At 40.9% G+C, this 20,929-nt stretch carries 19 protein-coding genes and 1 riboswitch; all 19 genes read right to left on the minus strand.

Features of this window, described 5'->3' with window-relative positions; genetic code table 11:
* Positions 1–34: 34 nt before the first annotated feature.
* Entirely contained in the window at positions 35–802 is a 768-nt protein-coding gene (locus tag WFH04_RS11745; protein WP_336824245.1) for a TIGR01457 family HAD-type hydrolase, read from the minus strand.
* Positions 795–1,244 carry a DUF86 domain-containing protein gene (locus WFH04_RS11750; RefSeq protein WP_336824246.1) on the minus strand — a complete coding sequence of 150 codons (450 nt, stop codon included), beginning with the start codon at positions 1,242–1,244 and terminating at the stop codon, positions 795–797. Before WFH04_RS11750 ends, WFH04_RS11745 begins: the two co-directional genes overlap by 8 nt.
* 130 nt (positions 1,245–1,374) lie before the next feature.
* The gene (locus WFH04_RS11755; protein WP_336824247.1) at positions 1,375–1,683 is read right to left on the minus strand and encodes a YutD family protein; all 309 of its coding nucleotides are present in this window, start codon (positions 1,681–1,683) and stop codon (positions 1,375–1,377) included.
* Positions 1,684–1,700: 17 nt separating this feature from the next.
* Positions 1,701–2,645: a lipoyl synthase gene (gene lipA, locus WFH04_RS11760; RefSeq protein ID WP_336824248.1), complete on the minus strand. Its 945-nt coding sequence runs from the start codon at positions 2,643–2,645 to the stop codon at positions 1,701–1,703.
* A gap of 189 nt (positions 2,646–2,834) precedes the next feature.
* Positions 2,835–3,404 (minus strand): hypothetical protein, encoded by a 570-nt coding sequence (locus WFH04_RS11765; protein WP_336824249.1) that lies wholly within the window; start codon positions 3,402–3,404, stop codon positions 2,835–2,837.
* A 158-nt stretch (positions 3,405–3,562) separates the two neighbouring features.
* Positions 3,563–3,670, minus strand: a complete 108-nt coding sequence (locus WFH04_RS11770) for a methionine/alanine import family NSS transporter small subunit (protein ID WP_336824250.1) — start codon at positions 3,668–3,670, stop codon at positions 3,563–3,565.
* A gap of 12 nt (positions 3,671–3,682) precedes the next feature.
* Positions 3,683–5,212: a sodium-dependent transporter gene (locus WFH04_RS11775; RefSeq protein WP_336824251.1), complete on the minus strand. Its 1,530-nt coding sequence runs from the start codon at positions 5,210–5,212 to the stop codon at positions 3,683–3,685.
* A gap of 231 nt (positions 5,213–5,443) precedes the next feature.
* Positions 5,444–7,027 carry a Na+/H+ antiporter NhaC family protein gene (locus WFH04_RS11780; protein WP_336824252.1) on the minus strand — a complete coding sequence of 528 codons (1,584 nt, stop codon included), beginning with the start codon at positions 7,025–7,027 and terminating at the stop codon, positions 5,444–5,446.
* Positions 7,028–7,167: 140 nt separating this feature from the next.
* Positions 7,168–7,348: riboswitch (Lysine riboswitch) on the minus strand.
* A 43-nt stretch (positions 7,349–7,391) separates the two neighbouring features.
* A complete protein-coding gene (gene yunB / locus WFH04_RS11785; RefSeq protein ID WP_336824253.1) occupies positions 7,392–8,183 on the minus strand; it encodes a sporulation protein YunB in 792 nt (263 codons plus the stop codon).
* Between the two features lie 75 nt (positions 8,184–8,258).
* Complete coding sequence (locus WFH04_RS11790; RefSeq protein WP_336824254.1) at positions 8,259–9,647, minus strand: bifunctional metallophosphatase/5'-nucleotidase; 1,389 nt, start codon at positions 9,645–9,647, stop codon at positions 8,259–8,261.
* On the minus strand, positions 9,644–10,468 hold the full coding sequence (locus WFH04_RS11795) for a sulfite exporter TauE/SafE family protein (RefSeq protein WP_336824255.1): 825 nt from the start codon (positions 10,466–10,468) through the stop codon (positions 9,644–9,646). The genes WFH04_RS11790 and WFH04_RS11795 overlap by 4 nt, the downstream gene beginning before the upstream one ends.
* A 2-nt stretch (positions 10,469–10,470) precedes the next feature.
* Positions 10,471–11,331: a DUF72 domain-containing protein gene (locus WFH04_RS11800; protein ID WP_336824256.1), complete on the minus strand. Its 861-nt coding sequence runs from the start codon at positions 11,329–11,331 to the stop codon at positions 10,471–10,473.
* A 543-nt stretch (positions 11,332–11,874) separates the two neighbouring features.
* Positions 11,875–12,924: a 2,3-butanediol dehydrogenase gene (locus WFH04_RS11805; RefSeq protein ID WP_336824257.1), complete on the minus strand. Its 1,050-nt coding sequence runs from the start codon at positions 12,922–12,924 to the stop codon at positions 11,875–11,877.
* A 427-nt stretch (positions 12,925–13,351) separates the two neighbouring features.
* Complete coding sequence (gene sufB / locus WFH04_RS11810; RefSeq protein WP_336824258.1) at positions 13,352–14,749, minus strand: Fe-S cluster assembly protein SufB; 1,398 nt, start codon at positions 14,747–14,749, stop codon at positions 13,352–13,354.
* Positions 14,750–14,793: 44 nt separating this feature from the next.
* Positions 14,794–15,234, minus strand: a complete 441-nt coding sequence (sufU, locus tag WFH04_RS11815; RefSeq protein WP_336824259.1) for a Fe-S cluster assembly sulfur transfer protein SufU — start codon at positions 15,232–15,234, stop codon at positions 14,794–14,796.
* On the minus strand, positions 15,234–16,451 hold the full coding sequence (locus tag WFH04_RS11820; protein ID WP_336824260.1) for a cysteine desulfurase: 1,218 nt from the start codon (positions 16,449–16,451) through the stop codon (positions 15,234–15,236). The genes sufU and WFH04_RS11820 overlap by 1 nt, the downstream gene beginning before the upstream one ends.
* Positions 16,451–17,755: a Fe-S cluster assembly protein SufD gene (gene sufD, locus WFH04_RS11825; protein WP_336824261.1), complete on the minus strand. Its 1,305-nt coding sequence runs from the start codon at positions 17,753–17,755 to the stop codon at positions 16,451–16,453. The genes WFH04_RS11820 and sufD overlap by 1 nt, the downstream gene beginning before the upstream one ends.
* An 18-nt stretch (positions 17,756–17,773) precedes the next feature.
* Positions 17,774–18,553, minus strand: a complete 780-nt coding sequence (sufC, locus tag WFH04_RS11830) for a Fe-S cluster assembly ATPase SufC (RefSeq protein ID WP_336824262.1) — start codon at positions 18,551–18,553, stop codon at positions 17,774–17,776.
* A 618-nt stretch (positions 18,554–19,171) separates the two neighbouring features.
* Positions 19,172–20,389, minus strand: coding sequence for a dicarboxylate/amino acid:cation symporter (locus WFH04_RS11835; protein WP_336824263.1), 1,218 nt, complete (start codon positions 20,387–20,389; stop codon positions 19,172–19,174).
* Positions 20,390–20,929: the final 540 nt, after the last annotated feature.

Here is a 20,929-nt window from a genome sequence, read left to right on the forward strand (position 1 = left end):
AAGCGAACCGAATATCGGTTCGCTTTTCTTTTATTTATTTCCAATCGGTCAAGCTGTCAAACAAATACGTCGGTTGCATGTCTTTCTTCAAAACTGTTGCCCGATCCGTTACGCCTCCGCTAACATGAATCGTATCAATGCCGAAGCGGATTCCTGCTTGGATATCCGTGTCGTAATTGTCTCCGATCATCACCATATCCTCTTTCGAATAGCCGCGTTGCCGTATGAACTCCAACATATACGGTTCAGGTTTGCCGACAATGGTCGCCTCACGATCGGTAGCTGTTTCTAATAGCTTGACGAATGAACCGTTTCCTGGAACGAGACCTCTCTCCGTCGGGAAAGCTTTATCGCCATTTGTTGCAATAAAATGGGCACCGTTCCTAATGGATAATGCCGCGTTGGACAGTTTTTCATAAGTGATATTCCGATCGATCCCTACTACTACAACGTCAGGATTTTCATCCGTTATGACAAAACCTTCCGATCGCAGTGCTTGTTCAAGCCCCTCTTCTCCAATCATCATAACTTTCGCACCTTCAAAATGCTGTTTACAATACGTAGCAGCCGCAATTGACGAAGTCATAATTTGATCTGTAGAAGCATGAATCCCCATCCTTAATAGTTTTGCTTGAAAACGTTCCGCCGTCATGGAAGAATTATTCGTTACATAATAAATATCAATATCTTTGCCTTGAAAGCTATTTATGAAAACAGATGCTTCAGGAATGACTTCATTCCCTCTATAGACCGTTCCATCCATGTCCAAACATATTGCTTTGTAAGATTTCAATTTATTCACCTGACGGCATGAAAGCCGATACGGGCCCTAATTCGTATTCAAGATAATGACGGACTTTTTCAGGGAATGCTTTTAATTCATCTCTGTTTTCGTACAACACCGATTCAAGTTCTTCGCTGTCCACTTTCGTAAATTCTCGGACAACCGATTTACGTAGGCTAAGTACCTTTTTCAATGGGGATGCCATTTCAGAAGTGATCACTTTTTCATCTTCCATAATGTCAATAATATCATCATAACTTCCTGGATCTCTCATTATAAATCCATCGATCATGGAATTTCCTACGTCAATAATCGACTCAATCACTGTATGTGCCATACGTTCCAATGCCAATTCCTTAATCGGATCAGTCGTCCAGTCCGTTCGCTGTTCAAACAAATCGATTATTTTTTCCATATAAGACAATGTAGCATTGATTTGATTGCGATCAATAAAATACAATGGTGTTCCCTCCCGATAGTCATCTCTCTTTCATCATATCACATCGGTTCCATAATGGAACATTCATACGGCAATCTAGACCATGCAAAAAGCCGGCATGTTTTTTACACATGCCAGCTATCAATTTTCCTTATGGATTTTCTTTTTCAAGCTCTTCTTGCTTTACTTTGCCAACCTTTTTCAATACAAAGTATGCACAGCCAAAATTGCAGTATTCGTACAGGTAATCTTGCAATGTGCTTATTTTAGATTCATAGCTCGCCTTCGGATGATGATCATCGAAGAATCCCTTCAATCTTAGCTGACCATAGCCCCAATCGCCTAAAATATAGTCATACTTTGATAAGACATCGCTATATCTATTTTCCAATGCTTCTTCATTAAAACCGTCGCGGTGATTTTGTAAAACCTCATATTGCGTCTGATCAATTATAATCAAATTCCATCACCACCATTTTAGCTTTTAACTGTTGCTTCCAATAACTCATCGCCAATACGCTGTTTTTCCCTTGCCGCTGCATTTACTTGTTCATCGGCATGGTAGCTTGAGCGAACAAGCGGACCAGCTTCACAATGTGAAAAACCTTTTGACATGGCAATCTTTCGAAGCTCGGCAAATTCTTGCGGTGTATAATATTTTTGGACTTTCAAATGCTTTTTTGTAGGTTGCAAGTATTGACCGATCGTCATAATATCGACGTTATGAGCACGTAAATCATCCATCGTTTCAACAATTTCTTCAAACGTTTCTCCTAATCCAACCATCAAGGAAGATTTTGTAGGGATATCAGGATACATTTCTTTTGCACGTGCGAGCAATTCCAACGACCGATCATAAGTTGCACGCGCACGGACCCTTGGCGTTAAGCGACGGATCGTCTCAATATTATGGTTTAAAATATCCGGCTTGGCATCCATAAGCCTCTTTAAGTTATCATAGTCGCCACCCATATCTGACGGTAACACTTCGACTGTTGTGAATGGGTTTTTGCGGCGGATTGCACGGATTGTCTCCGCGAAAACTTCAGAGCCTCCATCTTTTAAATCATCGCGAGCTACTGCCGTTACGACGACGTGCTTCAAATTCATAAGCGCTACAGAGTCGGCAACTCGTTCTGGCTCTGCCAAGTCTAACTCATTCGGTAAACCGGTTTTCACAGCGCAAAAACGGCAAGCACGTGTGCATACCGCTCCTAAAATCATAAATGTCGCTGTTCTTCGCTCTCCCCAACATTCATGGATATTTGGACAACGTGCCTCTTCACACACAGTATGCAAGTTTTTTTCACGCATTAACTTTTTTAAATCGGTATAGTTCTCGTTCGTATTAAGTTTAATTTTTAACCAATCAGGCTTTCGAATATGTTCTGTTTTTTTTCCTGTTTCTGGTCTGCAAGACAAAGCAATCTACCCCATTCCTATGTACTTATAATGGATATCAACGCTCTTGTCAATGTATCATATATTCTGACTTCAAACAACTTTTCAGATTTTACTATCATCCTTTTTATCATCCAAAAATGTATCGGAGATTTTTGATATTACTTTTTTCATTTCAACGAAACAGCGTCTTTCATACATAAGTATATTTTATTTAATTCTAAAATGAAATTTGGAAACAATTTGCTTTTCGGGCTCAAAATAATCTTCTTCATTTTCCAATTCATCCAAGATGACGAAAGAACTTAAAATATATTTTCCACGTTGAGCTGTGACGGATTTTTCATTCTGTTCATCATAGAATTCCCGATTCCAAAGGAACTGTTGTTCAATGGATTCATTTGCTCCTAATTCTACTAAGACATAATCATAGAAAGTACGTTCTTTTACATTCGATAATTTTTGAGTGGAATGAGGAGATAAAAATTGATACAACCGATTATCCTTTTCATCAATTACCATTACCGCAGCAATGCCCTCTTCAGTCTCTTTCGGTGTTGGAACGTAGATTTCTTTTGTTGAATCATTATGATTTGTCAAAGTCACATGTAGGAGTACTTCATCGTTAGGAGATACACTGTCTTGATTCAGTTGTACTTTCAACTCAATTCCTTCCTGCTCATTCGAGACAATAATCTCCTTTTTCATTGAACAAGCTGTTAATATGGTAATGGAAATTATTATGCTAAACATCGTAGCAAACCATTTATTCACCTTCATAGTAATCATCCTTTTACTGATTTTTTCCAATTCCCTTTTTTATACGGTTGAACAGATGATAAGTTTCAGACGGCAACCAAATGGTAGAAAAAGAAAACATGTGAAAGAATAAATATCCTCACATGTTTTCTATGTTATCGTTTTAGAAAATTTATCGATTACCCATTACTTTTCGATTTCATGACCGCATGCACGATGCTTGCCGCCAGTCCCCCCCATATGACGAGGATCCCGACGATCATCATTAAAATTGCTCCACCACTCATAAAGAATCCTCCTTATCGATTATCATAGTCCGTAGATTCAGCAGTTGTTTTATTCCATTTGAAGAACGTAAAGATGATCGCCGCTACGAGTGCAAAAATGGCTACAGACCATCCTCCCGCCATTATGAATTCTGCAGGATATCCTTCATACGTTCCGGTGTCTGTATCATGCAACTTCATAATATTAATGCGCAGCAACTCGATCATCATATACCCTAAGACGAGTGGAGTAATGACCGTTAAACAAATTTTCCATAACATTCCGACTCGCATATCGGAAATTTCATTTGCATGCGCTTCGAAAACACCCAATTTTCTGAATACCCAAGCGATCAAAATAACTTCAATCAGCCCGATTGCCGCTACACCAAACTGGTTGATGAAATAATCCGCAGCATCGAGGAAGTAGAGACCGCCGCGAGTTGCAAATAGCAATGAACAAATCGTTGCAAGGCCTGCTCCGATAATGACTGATTTTGTCCTTGAAATATTAAATTTATCTTGCAAGCCGGCTACATATGTTTCACAAATTGAAATGAGCGATGTAAGCCCAGCCAACACAAGAGAAAGGAAGAAGAGCGCACCAAATATTCCATTCATGCCTGGTATTTCATTAATGATTTGTGGGAATACAACAAAAGCAAGCCCGACTCCAGCTGAAGCAACCTCTGAAACTGCTACGTTTGCCTGTGAAGCCATAAATCCTAAAGCTGCAAAAATCCCAATACCTGCTAACAATTCAAATCCTGAGTTTGCAAAACCTGTGATGAATGCGTTGTTTGTAATATCCGATTTTTTAGGCAAGTAACTCGAATACGTAATCATAATGGCAAATGCGATCGATAGACTGAAGAAAATATGACCGTAAGCTGCAACCCAAACGGTAGGACTGGTCAATTTGCTCAAGTCCGGTTTAAAGAATGCCTCAAGCCCCAATACTGCCCCATCCAATGTAACCGCTCTTATGACAACTAAGAGGAATACAACAATCAATGTCGGGATAAATATTCTGTTCGCCAACTCGATTCCTCTTTTGACACCTGCTAACAGAATAACAAATGTGAGCGCCCATACTAATAACAGCGGCCACAGTACACCAGGGACGAAACCGCCAACTTCCCCAGGATTGTCGGCAATGTTCAGTACGCTTCCAAATAAGAATCCTTCGGTATCGCTCCCCCATGATAAATTAAACGAGTAAATCGTATACTTCATCGCCCAGGCGATTATAACTGCATAATAAGTAGAGATGACAAAAGATACAAAAATCCCCCACCAACCGATCCATTCCGCTTTTTTCCCCTTCATCCGGAAGAATGACAACGGTGCAGACCCACGATACTTATGACCAATCGTAAACTCCATGATCAAAATTGGTATTCCCGCTGTTAACAGAGCAAATAAGTACGGAATAAAAAATGCTCCGCCGCCATTTTCATACGCAACATACGGAAAACGCCAGATATTCCCCAAACCGACAGCAGACCCCACTGCTGCCATAATAAATCCGGCGCGTGTTCCCCATTGAGAACGTCCTTCCATTTTAGATCTCCCCTTTCTTTTTTCTGCATCTAACGTGTAAGTAAATTCAGATTATTGCAATCCTACAGTTAGTATAAATGTCCATCCTACTAATGTCAAAGTGTTTTTAGTATAGTAAGAATCTTTTTAACTACTTCTATTAGGTCTAAAGATTGTACAAACGCTGCCATTTTCGGGTAAAAAAACTGCCTCATAGTCGATTAGATCAACATATGAGACAGCTGTTTCTGTTTATTCTATGAAGGATTTCACCTTATACTCTGTTTTATTCTTTTTAGATACTATTATAGTAAATAATAATGCCATGATCACTACTACTACGACAAGCCCTACCCAAATGGAACCAGTTAACCCTAAAGTCAAATAACCAATGCAGGATATGATTGCCGCTATTAAAGCATAAGGCAACTGAGTCGCTACGTGATCCATATGATTGGAACCAGCGCCTGTAGAAGAGAGAATCGTCGTATCTGAAATAGGAGAACAGTGATCTCCGAATACCGCCCCTGCCAATACTGCTGAAAGTGCTGGTAGTAGAAGCTCTGGTTCTGCATTGATCATAATCGTTCCTGCTATCGGCAGCAAAATACCAAACGAACCCCAAGAAGTGCCAGTTGAGAATGCCATCAGGCCGGCTAAGATAAACATAATAAGCGGCAAGAAGTGGACAGGAATACTAGATTTTTCTACAACGCCTGAGAGGTAAAGACCTGTCTCAAGCACATCGATCAAATCAGTTAATCCCCACGCAAAAATCAAAATTAATACTGCTGGTAGCATTGCTTTTAAACCACTAACGATCGCTTTCCCAATTAATGAAAATGAAGCCGTCTCGTTCTGTTTCATTTGTGCGATATAAAGACTTCCTGCTAATACTGTACCGACAATCCCCCCCGTCACTAAGGACAATGGTACGTCCGTATTTTCAAAAATAGACCAAATGCTTGCAGACCCTCCTGCACGATAACCGGTCCACACCATCATGCCCAATGTAAAAATAACAAGCGCCACAATTGGAGCAATCAAATCTCGTACCCGGCCATAAGAATGAACAGGAAAATCCTCTTTCAATTGACCTGGAATATCCTTTTCAGGATCGAATAATTCACCTGTTTGCTCTGCACGATCTTCGTGCTTTTTCATTGCAAAGAAATCAATATTCGTCCATGCAAAGAAAAATACCATAGACAGAGTGGCGATCACGTAGAAATTCATGGGAGCCATCATTAAAAATGCAGACAATGGAGAATACGTAATGGCTGCACTCGTTCCAAAAATTAACGCTAACTGCCCGATCAAAAATGCGCCCCAGCTTGAAATAGGTGAAATTACGCAAATTGGGGCAGAGGTCGAATCGATGAAATAGGCCAATTTCGCACGCGATATGCGATGTTGATCCGTAATAGGTCTTGCAATCTGACCTACAGCCAATGAATTAAAATAATCGTCTACGAAAATTATAATGCCGATGAAAACCGTTAGTAGCTTTGCACCGCGCTTTGTCTTAATGCGGCGTATGGCCCATTCCGCAAATGCCCTGCTGCCGCCTGACAAGCTGACAAACGCTGTAAGTATCCCTAATAAAAGAATGAAAATCATTATGAAAATATTATACGTATTCAAAGCGCCTTCTGACCAGAATGATGCTGTCATTCCTGTCCAGATCGATTTCACAGTTTCCAATGGCGAAAAAGATGAAACTAATAATGCCGCTGCTACAATTCCGGATCCAAGTGATAACAAGACCCTTTTCGTTAGCAGCACCATGGCGATTGCGATTAATGGTGGTAATATTGATACCCATGTGCCTATCATATTCATTTCCTCCAACTTTATGAATTGAAGAACATAGAGGGGAAAAAATAAAACCGACACCTATTACACTTTATGTGTCATAGGTGTCGGCTTATTCTACGTTTCGTTTGTAAGATAATTGAGCTCTCTTTATCTAACGCACGATCTGTAGCTCATCACACATCTCAACAATGTGTGACAGTGCCATCCCTATTCGGAATGACCCCAGCTATGAAAGGCTTGGCAAGCCATTTCACACTTCGGCAAAACTTCCTTTCCCAAACGGTCATCGATGCCGTCTCTCGTTTGGTACTCTTAAGCATTGCAACCTCTACCTAATCGGTGTTCCTCTTTCTATTAAGACTAACAGGAAATCGAACTTTTTTCAAGGGCTTCCTTGTGTGCCTGTCAGTGGGAAGGGCACCTCTACTTGTGGAGGACTGACATCCCCTCTATTATAAATTTGAGGAATTGGGCTTTGGATTAATCCAATTGCCATTGGAATCCTTTTTTCCACAACACTTTTACGTGTCGCAAGCGGTACAATGATTTGTACGTTCACTTTTACAACAACATCCACCTTTACTAAAGCATTGTTAATGCCAAACTCTTCAATATCCGTTACAACTTCTGTCTGGACTTCCCCAATTACATGAAAACGAATTGGAATTTTCGGCCCTAAATTCCCCAATATAGGAAGATTCAACGCCTGCCCCATCGGAACGAAATAAACAATTCCTCCTTGGCTTTCCATAGCTTTTGGATCATACTCTATGTTTTCGCTAATAGGCAGCATTTCCAAATTGCCGCTTTCAGCTGATGCCAAATGAGCCTCCACAAGGCTTTGCAACTCTGACATCGACTTATTAATAATATCGGTATTAATCGTGTTGACAACCATTCCCGGTGAATCATTTGGAACAATTTCTATAATTTCATTTGCATTATAAAGCTCTGTCGACCTCGATTTATTTGCTTGAGAAATGACATGTGCCGCGATCCTTTCAGTTTGGACTTCCGCATATAGCAAGTATATTGGCGTCAATTTTGAATTAACATAGTAAAAAAAGAGAGCGATTGTTATTAAAAATGCAGGAATTAAAATCGGGAACCATTTACGTTTCGGTTTACGTCTTCCTCTATAATATTTTCGAGGGACTTGACCATGAAATTTCAAACTGATCCCTCCTGCTTCACATTATGCAGGAGGGGCCCCGTTCATACTATCTATTGCCATCTACAAAAGGATTTTTTACAGCGTACCGGCAAAGGTTTCTTTTCCATACCATCCAAGCACATCACGTATGAATTCCGGCATAATATAGTCTTTTTCTGCATCTTTTAAAGTTGGAAAGAAAAATCCGAAAGTAAACATATCTAAGGTTGCTAATGAAATATTCGTTTCAGGAAGAACTTCCTTCTGACCCGCGAACAACTGTCCTGATTCCGTCTCATGAAGGTTTGCAAATATAAGCGCGCCCATTAAAGTCCCTCTAAAGCCAAGCCCTTTAATTTCTGTTTTCGGCCATTCTTCATTCTTTGAGAGACGGATGATTTCCAAAAGCTCCGTTCCTTTTAGTTGAACGACACAAAGATTGATCGGATGGGGCAGCAATGCATGCAAATCTGCTTTTGTCACCCATCCTTGCTCCAAACCACCTAAAAAGAGTCCCCCATTAAAAAGAGCACAATCAGCATCTGTATAGGCGATTAATGATTTACCGAAGAACGATGACAGCGGGCTTTCTTTAAACAGATCATTCTTCAACGGAAATGGATTGTAAAACACCTTCTCATCCATCGATTGTTTGCCGTCTTCAATTAATCGATTGACCCTTTCAACGTCCGCCTCCTCACTCTCAAGTTCACTTGCCGGAATGATCGTTGCATGTTTATTTGCAATACGTCCCGAATCGATGTCGAACTGTACAACAACCTTTCCTACATACTGTCCAAATTTGCCCGTAGCAGCTAACAGTGTTGAGTCTACGCACTCTCCTTCCATTAACAGATGATGAGTGTGCGCTCCGAAAATAACATCGATTTCTTTGCATTCTGCCGCAAGCAATCGGTCTTCATGGATGCCTAAATGGGAAAGACAGACGATCATATCTACTTGCGGACGAATCGATTTTGCAATTTTCTGTAGGGCTTCACGCGGCTCCACAATCCTCCAATCAAGCTTCGCGTAAAATTCCTTATATTGCGCAGTAGCACCAATAACGCCTATCTTTAAACCGGTAACAGTCGTATAGATTTCATAGGGCTTCATCCATTTTGGAGTTGAATCATCGGTTTCAAATAAATTGCAAATAATAACATCAAAATTAGCACCTTCATATAACGTATTCAATGCTTTTTTCGACATCGTAATGCCTTCATTATTTCCGATTGTAATCGCGTCATAGCCAGCACTGTTCAGCAATGCAACATTCCCCTTGCCAGCTGTTCCGTCCGTGAAGGGGTGAGAACGGTCTACGTGATCGCCTATGTCAAAAACGAGGCAAGTTTCTTCACGTTCTTTATGCTCGGCTCGTTTTGATATTAGATATCTGCTAATTTGCGGCCAAGTATCAAAATGACTATGAATATCATTTGTATGGTAAAAATATATCGTTTCCATCTTTTTTTGCATATTCATCCCCAAATCCCTTCAAAAATAGACCGTATTCCGAATAACAAGAGCATGATCCGCAATAAGAGAACTAACGTATCTGAGTTCATTTTTTTATTCAGCATTGTACCGATAGTCCCCCCGATATACGCGCCAGGTATGACAGGCAAAGCGTAAAGCCAGTTTACATGACCTAACGAAATATGAGTGATCGAGTTGACGATTGCCGAGAGAAATACGATGAACATCGATGTTCCAACAGCCACGTGGGGTGGAAATAAAAACAGGAGGATCATCGCTGGAACAATCATCGTTCCGCCACCGATCCCGAACAATCCTGATGAAAATCCGATTGCAAATGAAAGGATGAGCGCAAACCAAACTGGATAGCCATAAATATAGGTCTTTCCATTGTGATCAATGAATTCCTGCTTCTTTCCATGATCGACAAACCAATTTATCGGCTTCATATATTTTCGAGCTAATAATAATATCGAAAGCAATATAAGCAATATTCCAAAATACAAATTGAAAGATGGCAAATCAAGCCCTTTATTCACAAATGCACCGATTAAAGTGCCCGGAATGGACCCCGCAAAAAAAATCCAGCCAGTACGATAATCGACCGTCTTCACTTTCATATGCGATAACGTTGAGGAGAGTCCATTGAAAATCATCATAATGACAGAAATACCGACGACAACTTGAGGAGTAATTCCCGGTATTAAGCCTAGGTCAATTCCAACTAATAGTGTTAGCGGCACTAAGATTGTTCCTCCGCCAAGCCCTACGATTGACCCCATAACACCTGATATTGCACCGATCAATGCCAATAAAAGATACGCCATTCTTATTCCTCCTCAAAAAAGTCAAGCTGCTTAGGTGCAAGTGACTGGAAGTTAATGCCCATCATTTTTTGAAAACGTTTGGCGTTCTCAGCTGCATGGCCACCAGAATTATTATTGAAAATGACAAATACATCTTTCGATTCGTTTTTTAATTGATGAACAACTTGACGAATTTCCATCAATTCACTGTCTGAGTAATTATACAAATACCTGACTCTGCGCCAAGCTTCATTATCTCCTGTTGTATTGCGCCAGCCATTCACATTCCTACCGTGCAAACGAATAAATACTTTATCATTGCGCGTTGTTTTAGCTATAAGTGGGACACTGCCCTCACCAGCTTGCGGCTCATCGCAAACAGTATGAATAAAATCCAAATCCTTCAGAAAGGAAAGTGTTTTTTCCTGCATAGGTGAATCGTACCATGATTGATGGCGAAACTCGATTGCTACATCGTACCCTTCCAGTTGTCTTCGAATGTATCTGATCTGCTCTACATTTTCCCGTTTGCAATCAAACCAAGGTGGGAACTGAACTAAAATCATAGATAGCTTTCCGGCTGCTCGCATCGGTTCGATAGAAAGCTTAAACAGCTGAAACATTTCTTCGGCAGTATCATACAGTAACTTTCCTCGCTGATGTCCTGTCATTCCTTGATAAGCTTTCACGATAAATTTAAAGTTATCAGGCGTTTCATCAATCCATTTTCGGATATTACGCTCAGGTTGAATAGCGTAAAAAGATGCGTCTAACTCAACGATTGGAAAGTGGGAGCTATAATCTATCAATTTTTCATTTTTCTTGGAGGTCGGTGAGTAAACGTCCGGATGGTCGCCCCAACCTGTCAATCCAATGTAAATCAAAGTATCCCTCTTTTCCGTTCATAGATGAATATTTTCATCATATCATATGTCCAAGAGGCGATTCCGCCATTTTGCATCTATCTCATACAGATATGGGATGCTAATTTGAGGGCGGAACTTGACCTTTCAGCGCGGGAGGATTCGCATTCTGTAGCAGAGCATCTTACTTTGAGAGCGAAAGATTCACATTGGACGTGGAGTTACCTTCTATATGAACTCGGGACAATTTACTTTGGGAACGGAGCACGGACTTGGGGGTTATATGTACAAACGAAAGAGGCAGCCATAAAATGGCTGCCTCAGACTGTAGACAAAGTATCTTTTTACTTTGTCTACAGTTCTTTTAAGGTTTGTAGTCATGAGATAGGTGTTTGCCCAGCTTGGCTTGAAAACGCTTGTCAGACAAGGCGCGAAGTCGAGCGAAGACCCGAATAGAACTTAGGTTCATGAGGGGACGAGCGAGACGAGCAACGCAGTATGCGAGCGTTTGTCAACAAGCTGAGGCAGCCATAAAATGGCTGCCTCACTAATAATCAAAGAGTGTTACATTTCTCCGCTTAATTTTACTAAAATTTTCGCTTGCGTTTTATCATTCGTCAAAGCCTCAAAGCCTTTGTCCACAATATCATCCAATTCAATTTGAGAAGTGATAACGCCTTGTGGTTTTAATTGGCCTGTACCGATCAAATCAACTGTTTGTTGGAATGTAGTTCGTGTATAGGCAATGGTCGAAGTTACTTTAACACCAGTATTCGTTAATTGCATCGGATTCCATTCAATTGGACGAGCGAAGATTGATACAATAACCATCGTACCCCGAGCACGCGTTGCGTCAATTGCTTGTTTGAAAGTCGGTGCAACACCTGCAACTTCAAAGGACACATCCACGCCATCAGGCACAACGTCTTTAACAGCTTGTACAGGATCCACTTTCCCTGAATTGAAAACATGTGTAGCGCCAAGCTCTTTAGCTTTCTCTAAACGTTCTTCCGACAAATCAAATGCAAAGATTTTGCTTGCCCCCGCTGCTTTAGCTGCAATGATTGTTAACAATCCAATCGGACCAGCACCAAAAACTGCTACTGTATCACCGAATTGCATATTTCCTTCTTTAACTGCTTGTACAGCAACCGCTGTCGGTTCAACTAATGCACCATCCTGCAATGTCATACCTTCCGGCAATTTATAAATAAAGTTTTCACCTGCGTTTACATACTTTGCAAATCCACCATCTGACCCTAAGCCGATAAATTGGAAACCGTCATAAGCATCCACATCTTCATGTTTATTGCCGAACGTATACATAGGATTAATCGCTACACGATCGCCAACCTTAATCGAGGTTACATCTTTCCCGACTTTTTCAACGACGCCGGCAAATTCATGTCCCATTGTAAGTGGTGCTTGTTGTCCAGTTAACGGATGAGGTTCATTGACTGGAATAAATACTGGACCTTCTTGATATTCATGTAAGTCAGAGCCACAAATACCTGCCCATGCTACACGTACTGTCACCTCATTGTCTTGCAATGGCTTCAGTTCCCGTTCTTCCACACGGATATCTTTTTCGCCATACCAAACTGCTGCTTTCATAACTTCATACCTCCTATTTTTGATGAAAAATCTACTGCGATGTATCTAAAACGGAAATAGAAGAATTAAAATAAATTACCTTTAATTCAATATAATTATATCATTTAAACTATAACTTCGTCAAAACATAGAATTAGGTAAGTAGTCTTTTATATGGAAACGAATCGTAATTTCTTACAGTGAATGAAGTACAATATAATTTTGAAGTGGATGCAGGGTACGATGATTTTGAATACGAATCCAGAAACAATGCAATAAGCAAATGCATTTTTATTTATGAGAGGTTATTCACTCATCAATCGTAAGGCTGAAAATGTCATGAACAGTGAAAATAAAACGGGGACACCATTTCATATGCGAATGGTGTCCCCAAATGTCGTATTATTTACTGTTTTCTCTGTATCAAGCAATTGTGAGGGTTTCTTTATTAACCGATTGAACCTTCCATTTCGAACTTGATCAAACGGTTCATTTCAACTGCATATTCCATTGGCAATTCTTTCGTGAATGGCTCGATGAAGCCCATGACGATCATTTCTGTCGCCTCAAGCTCAGGAATACCGCGGCTCATCAAATAGAAGAGCTGTTCTTCGGAAACTTTGGAAACTTTCGCTTCGTGTTCCAGAGAAATGTTATCGTTCAAAATTTCGTTGTAAGGGATTGTATCGGATGTAGATTGATTATCCATAATTAACGTATCGCACTCGATATTCGCACGTGCACCTTCAGCACGGCGTCCGAAGTGAACGATACCACGGTATGTTACTTTACCGCCGTGTTGAGAGATGGATTTTGAAACGATTGTCGATGATGTATTTGGCGCCAAGTGCATCATTTTAGCTCCTGCATCTTGGTGTTGGCCTTTACCAGCCAAAGCGATAGACAATGTCATTCCGCGAGCACCTTCACCTTTAAGGATACATGCTGGGTATTTCATCGTCAGCTTCGAACCGATATTACCGTCGATCCATTCCATTGTCGCATTCTCTTCACAAACTGCACGTTTTGTTACAAGGTTGTAAACGTTGTTCGCCCAGTTTTGAATCGTTGTATAGCGGCAATAAGCATCTTTTTTAATAATGATTTCAACGACAGCACTGTGAAGTGAGTTTGTCGTATAAACAGGAGCTGTACATCCTTCTACATAGTGAACACTTGCGCCTTCGTCAACAACGATAAGTGTACGTTCGAATTGCCCCATGTTTTCCGAGTTGATTCGGAAATAGGCTTGTAGCGGTGTATCTACTTTAACACCAGGTGGTACGTAGATGAAAGATCCGCCTGACCAAACTGCAGAGTTCAATGCAGCGAATTTATTGTCCGTGTTCGGGATGACTGTGCCCCAATATTTCTTGAAGAGCTCTTCATTTTCACGAAGCGCGGAATCTGTATCTTTGAAGACGATTCCCATTTCTTCAAGGTCTTCCTTCATATTGTGGTAGACAACTTCCGATTCATACTGTGCAGAAACACCTGCCAAGTATTTTTGTTCAGCTTCTGGGATACCTAATTTATCGAATGTGCGTTTAATTTCTTCTGGCACTTCATCCCATGAACGTTCTGTTGCTTCAGAAGGCTTTACATAGTACGTAATTTCGTCGAAGTTAAGCGAGTTTAAGTCTCCGCCCCATTGTGGCATTGGTTTGCTGTAGAATACTTCAAGAGATTTCAAACGGTAATTCAACATCCACTCAGGTTCTTCTTTCATTTTGGAGATTTCTTCAACAATCTCACGAGTCAAGCCTCGTTCTGAACGGAAAACAGATACGTCTTTGTCATGGAAACCATATTTATAATCGCCAATTTCAGGCATTTTCTTTGCCATCTTTTATTCCTCCGTTCTGTTTTTTCAAATTGACTTTCGGTGCATCATTCGTCCGAGTCGTTGCCAATTCCTTTTTCCATTGCTTTCCAAGCCAATGTAGCGCATTTAATACGCGCGGGGAATTTTGCCACTCCCGAAAGAGCTTCAATATCACCTAAATCAACTGAATCGTCCACTTCTTTTCCTAACATCATGTCGGAAAAGACGTGTGCATAGTTTAGTGCTTCATCGACCTTTTTCTTTTTCACAAGTTGCGTCATCATAGAAGCGGAGGCCATTGAAATCGAACAGCCTTCCCCTTCGAATTTCGCGTCTTGCACAACACCGTCTTCCACTTGCAATGTAAGATGGATTACATCTCCGCAAGTTGGATTGTTCATGTCGATTGTAATGTTATTATCTTCTAAAACACCCTTGTTTTTAGGATTCTTATAGTGATCCATAATGACAGAGCGATATAGCTGGTCTAAATTGTTAGTAGGCATTATTCGAAATACTCCTTTGCAATGCGGAGTCCTTCTACGAGACGGTTGACATCCTCTTCCGTGTTGTAGAGGTAGAAACTTGCACGGGCTGTCGCCGAGCATTCAAGCCATTTCATAAGAGGCTGTGCACAATGGTGACCTGCACGCACTGCAATGCCATTCATATCAAGGACTGTAGCAACATCATGCGGATGCACATTGCCTAAATTGAATGTGACAATCCCAGCACGCTCTTTTGCATCAGGTCCATAGATTGTTAGGCCCTCAATCGTTGACATTCTTTCCATTGCATAAGCAGCCAACTCATGCTCATGTTTTTCAATCTCTTCCAGTCCGATTTCTTCCAAATAATCGATGGCAGCGCCTAAACCGATAGCGCCTGCGATAATTGGTGTTCCACCTTCAAACTTCCAAGGAAGCTCTTTCCAAGTTGACTCGTAAAGGCCGACAAAATCGATCATTTCACCACCGAATTCAACTGGCTCCATGTTGTTCAATAAATCTTTTTTACCGTATAATACACCGATTCCTGTCGGTCCGCACATTTTATGACCTGAAAAAGCCAAGAAATCACAATCCAATTTCTGGACATCTAATTTCAAATGCGGAGCAGCTTGGGCACCATCAACAACCATAACAGCTCCATGAGCATGGGCAATTTCCGTAATTTCCTTAATCGGATTCATTGTACCCATTACATTTGAAACATACATGATCGATACGATTTTCGTACGGTCCGTAATAGTGGCACGAACTTTTTCAAGTGATAGCGTGCCATCTTCTTCAAGATCGATATATTTCAGCACAGCGCCTTTTTCCTTCGCCAATTGCTGCCAAGGAATAATATTCGAATGATGCTCCATATGCGTGATGACAATTTCATCGCCTTCTCCGACATTTGCACGGCCATAGCTTTGTGCTACCGTATTGAGTCCAGTCGTCGTGCCACGCATAAAAATGATTTCCTGCGTTGACTTTGCATTAATGAATTTGCGCACTTTTTCGCGCGCTCCTTCATAATGATCCGTTGCACGATTTCCTAACGTATGCACGCCGCGATGCACGTTTGCATTATCGAATGTATAGTAGTCATTGATCGCTTCAATGACTTGCCGCGGCTTTTGGGAAGTCGCGGCACTGTCTAAATAAACGAGCGGATGCCCGTTAACATCCTGGTCAAGTATCGGGAAATGTTTGCGGATCTCTTTGCTGAGCATTAGCGCACTTTCCTTTCGATAACCTCCGTCAATTGTTTCTTGACACCTTCGATTGGAAGCTTGCTAACAACTGGTGCAAGGAAACCGTGAATGACGAGGCGTTCTGCTTCTTGTTGTGAAATACCGCGGCTCATCAAATAGTACAATTGCAGCGGATCAACACGTCCAACGGAAGCTGCGTGGCCTGCTGTTACATCATCTTCATCGATCAATAAAATCGGGTTCGCATCACCACGCGCTTTTTCACTAAGCATAAGTACGCGTGATTCTTGCTCCGCGTTTGCACGAGTTGCGCCTTTTGCAATGCGGCCGATGCCGTTGAAGATCGAGGACGCACTTTCTTTCATGACACCATGCTTGAGGATGAAGCCGTCTGTATCCATTCCCCAATGCACAATTTCAGATGTAAAGTTCTGCTTTTGGCTTCCGCGTCCGACAACCACTGTTTTCATGTCGCTTGAAGAGCCATTGCCGACCAAATGCGTAATGTTTTCGGAAATCGTATCGCTGTCATTCATTAAACCAAGAGCCCACTCGATGCGGCTGTTTGGTCCTGTAACGCCTCTGCGGTTTACATAAGTAGTAAATCCTTTTGAAAGTACGTCAACTGCACCGTAAACAACTTTCGCATTATCTTCAGTGAACACTTCTGCAATGATATTCGCTTGCCCTTTAGCTTCTTCCACTGTGGACAAGTAGTTTTCAACGTAAGTTACAGAGCTGTTCGCATCTGCTACAACGATTACATGATTGAAGAGTGATGCCTCAACATCATCATGCAAGAACAGCACTTGAATCGGTTCCTCTACAACTACGTCTTTCGGCACATACATGAATACTCCACCGTTCATAAGTGCGCCATGCAATGCCGTAAGTCGATGCTCATCTACTTTAACGCCATCCTTCATGAAGTATTTCTTCATTAGGTCGCTATGTTCGCGTGAAGCAGTGAAAATATCTGTTAAAATAACACCTTTTGCCTTCAATTCATCAGACAATGAAAGAAACGCCGGCGTATTGTTATGTTGAACGTAAATGTTCTTTTGGTCGTCTCCAACCAATTCTTTCGCAGCTGCAGGCAGATCTGCAAGAGAAGTATATACCGAACTTTCTACTGCGTGTGCAGGAAAATCAGTGAAATTCCATTTATCGATTTTCGTTTTATCTGGTGTTGGCATCGGAAGCTGTTCCACTTTTGAAAGCGCATCTGTACGGAAATCGGCCATCCAATCGGCTTCATTCATTTTTGCGGAAAAAGAGCGGACGTCCTGTTCGGTCAATGCCATTTTCATTTCAACCGTCATTATGACTTGTCCCCTTTCTTAAGCTTCTTGTCCAACTGTTTCGTCTTCGATCCCTAGTTCTTCTTTAATCCAGTCATAACCGTTTTCTTCAAGTTTCTTCGCAAGTTCAGCACCGCCTGATTTAACGACTCTTCCTTGCATCATCACGTGTACGTGATCCGGAGTGATATAGTTCAATAGACGTTGATAGTGCGTGATGATCAAGCATCCAAAACCTTCTCCACGCATTTCATTGATCCCTTTCGAAACGATTTTCAATGCGTCGATGTCAAGACCGGAGTCAATTTCATCAAGAACTGCAAATTTTGGTTTTAGCATCATTAATTGAAGAATCTCGTTGCGTTTCTTTTCACCGCCAGAGAATCCTTCATTCAAATAGCGTGTTGCCATATCTTGATCCATTTCAAGGACTTCCATCTTGCTGTCCAATTCACGGATAAATTTCATTAAGGAAATTTCATCGCCTTCTTCGCGACGGGCATTAATTGCGGAACGCATGAAATCAGCATTTGTAACGCCTGTAATTTCACTTGGATATTGCATCGCTAAGAATAGGCCAGCTTTTGCACGCTCGTCTACTTCCATTTCAAGTACATCTTCGCCGTCCAATGTAACAGACCCGGAAGTGACTTCGTATTTAGGGTGGCCCATAATTGCAGAAGCAAGTGTCGATTTACCAGTACCATTTGGCCCCATGATTGCGTGAATTTCACCTGTATTTATCGTTAAGTTGACACCTTTCAATATTTCCTTACCTTCAATCTCAACGTGAAGGTCTTTAATTTCCAAAGTTGCCATTCCACTACCTCCATTTTATTAAAGATGAACGGTTATTCCATTCTCTATTTAGTATCATTCTAATCTTATCGTATTAAACGCCGCCTTGCAAATCATTTAGAATGATTCTATTTTAATTGGACAATACTTTATCCAACTTGATTTTAATTGCTGCATTCATTTCTAAACGCATTTTCAATTAAATTGAAGCGATTGAGAATGAATGTTAGCGACCTTTGCTTTATGACGGTGCGAAACTCCATTAAGTATACTGCAAAACAATCTGCGACATTTACACTATAGACTTCGTTTCTAAAAAAATTTCAACACGCCACGCAGCTACAACAGAAGAAATCATCCTATGTTTTTTAGAATAAAATAGCGGCAGACAATCCAACAATCGGATCGTCCACCGCAATCGAAAATCAAAGGGTTAGATTGGCTATAATTTCTGCGCCTTTAGCAGAAATTATGGCACCCTTCGATGAACGGAGAGGCCCTCTATAGAATTAATAAAAACCACTCAATCTACCATGAACTTTACAATAACCTATTACAGCGCATCGGCTTTTTTTCAACAACCGCAATGCAATAAAAATGATCCAAGTTCACATATGTTCTCTATAATTTATTTTCAAATTATACCGATTGCTCTTTAGCTACATTTTCAACTTTTTCCGCTTCAGATGTAAACCGGTCAACAATAAGCGTTAATGCGCCATCTCCTGTTACGTTTGTCGCTGTGCCAAAGCTGTCTTGCGCCATATAAAGCGCAATCATGAGTGCGACCATTGATTCGCTGAAACCTAACATGGAACTAAGCAGGCCAACCGCAGCCATGACTGCGCCACCAGGTACTCCAGGTGCAGCAATCATCGTTACGCCTAACATGAAGATGAACGGCAAGTAGGATGAAAATTCAACAGTCATGCCATTCATTAGCATGACGCCAATTGAACAGGACACCAATGTAATCGTACTGCCCGATAAATGGATTGTTGCAAATAAAGGAACTGTAAAATCCGTAACTCGATTAGATGCCCCTGCTTCCTTCGTCTGTTTTAAAGTGACAGGGATTGTAGCAGCAGAAGATTGAGTACCGATAGCCGTCAAATAGGCTGGAATCATTTTTTTCATTAAAACGAATGGATTTCGTCCAGATAGTGAACCTGCAACTGTATATTGCAGCGCCAACATGATGAAATGCAACGCAATGATCATGACGAACACCATCGCAAACACAGAAAGAACTCTTGCCACTTCTCCACTGTAGGTCATATTTAAGAAAATCCCAAAAATATGAAACGGTAATAAAGGAATAATAATAAATGCAATGACTTTTTCTATTAATACATTCAATTCTTCAAAAAAACCTAACATACTTTTGCTTCCGATCGAAGCCATACCAATCCCTAATAAAAATGCTAATAGCAATGCCGACATAACCCCCATAATCGGCGTCATCTCAATTTCAAAAAACGCTTCGGCAGGTGCTTTGCCAGCATTTTCGACAGATGCAGCACCAATATTTCCAATTAGGTTAGGCAATAGTGATGAAGCAGTAAAATACGCTAAAATTCCCGCAATAATAGTAGAAGCATAGGCAAATACTGTTGCTAAGCCTAAAAGCTTCCCTGACCCTTTACCTAATTTGGCAATCCCCGGAGCGATGAATGCAATAATAATTAGTGGCACAACAAAATTTAAAAAGCCGCCAAAAATCATATTAAAAGTAGTTGCAAGCCTAACAAACCAATCTGCAAAACCTTCATGTATTTTTGGAAACAACATACCTAAACCGACTGCAAGCCCTATTGCTATAAGGATACGCCATATAAGACCAATCTTTATTTTCAAGTCATGTCCTCCTCACATAAACATTTGTATTTTCAAAGACCTCCTAACTATAACATACATACCAACAGAGAGGAACGCTACCCTTATTTTCCAAATAATCTATTTGATTTCCAATATTTAAAATGATTTCATCTATTAGTTGTTACTCGCATGAAAGCGAAAATAGTATTGGAAATGATGATGGAATGCTGCAACCTATCAATCGAACGTAGTAACTGATTGATGTGCCAACGCGAACGCTCGGTACGACAACACAACCGCTCGGTATGCCTTCGCAATTACTGATGTTGCACTCATAGCGTTCGATATTGCTACAGCATAATCCAAATCTTTGCACCTGAAAAATTTCTGCCCTGCAGCAAACGTATTGAACTTTTATTTATCTACTCTCACGCCCAAATGTTTGCAGAAACAGTTTCGCTGCAAATAAAAAAAGGGGCTGTCCAGAAAGTCAGTGAAAACTGATTTTCTGTGATAGTCCCTTTCTGGTTGGAGAATAAATGGGGAACCCCTGACAACCGTCGCTTTCCGTTCCAGGCG

It is taken from the genome of Sporosarcina sp. USHLN248 (genome assembly GCF_037144575.1).
In the GTDB taxonomy this organism is placed as follows: Bacteria; Bacillota; Bacilli; order Bacillales_A; family Planococcaceae; genus Sporosarcina; species Sporosarcina contaminans.

Coding starts and splice junctions, on each gene's coding strand:
- WFH04_RS11780 (WP_336824252.1), bottom strand. CDS start 7,027: ATGATAGGCACATGGGTATCAATATTACCACCATTAATCGCAATCGCC.
- WFH04_RS11790 (WP_336824254.1), bottom strand. CDS start 9,647: ATGAATATGCAAAAAAAGATGGAAACGATATATTTTTACCATACAAAT.
- sufU (WP_336824259.1), bottom strand. CDS start 15,234: ATGCCTACTAACAATTTAGACCAGCTATATCGCTCTGTCATTATGGAT.
- WFH04_RS11770 (WP_336824250.1), bottom strand. CDS start 3,670: ATGAGTGGTGGAGCAATTTTAATGATGATCGTCGGGATCCTCGTCATA.
- WFH04_RS11805 (WP_336824257.1), bottom strand. CDS start 12,924: ATGAAAGCAGCAGTTTGGTATGGCGAAAAAGATATCCGTGTGGAAGAA.
- WFH04_RS11820 (WP_336824260.1), bottom strand. CDS start 16,451: ATGCTCAGCAAAGAGATCCGCAAACATTTCCCGATACTTGACCAGGAT.
- WFH04_RS11765 (WP_336824249.1), bottom strand. CDS start 3,404: ATGAAGGTGAATAAATGGTTTGCTACGATGTTTAGCATAATAATTTCC.
- sufD (WP_336824261.1), bottom strand. CDS start 17,755: ATGACGGTTGAAATGAAAATGGCATTGACCGAACAGGACGTCCGCTCT.
- WFH04_RS11795 (WP_336824255.1), bottom strand. CDS start 10,468: ATGGCGTATCTTTTATTGGCATTGATCGGTGCAATATCAGGTGTTATG.
- sufC (WP_336824262.1), bottom strand. CDS start 18,553: ATGGCAACTTTGGAAATTAAAGACCTTCACGTTGAGATTGAAGGTAAG.
- WFH04_RS11775 (WP_336824251.1), bottom strand. CDS start 5,212: ATGGAAGGACGTTCTCAATGGGGAACACGCGCCGGATTTATTATGGCA.
- sufB (WP_336824258.1), bottom strand. CDS start 14,749: ATGGCAAAGAAAATGCCTGAAATTGGCGATTATAAATATGGTTTCCAT.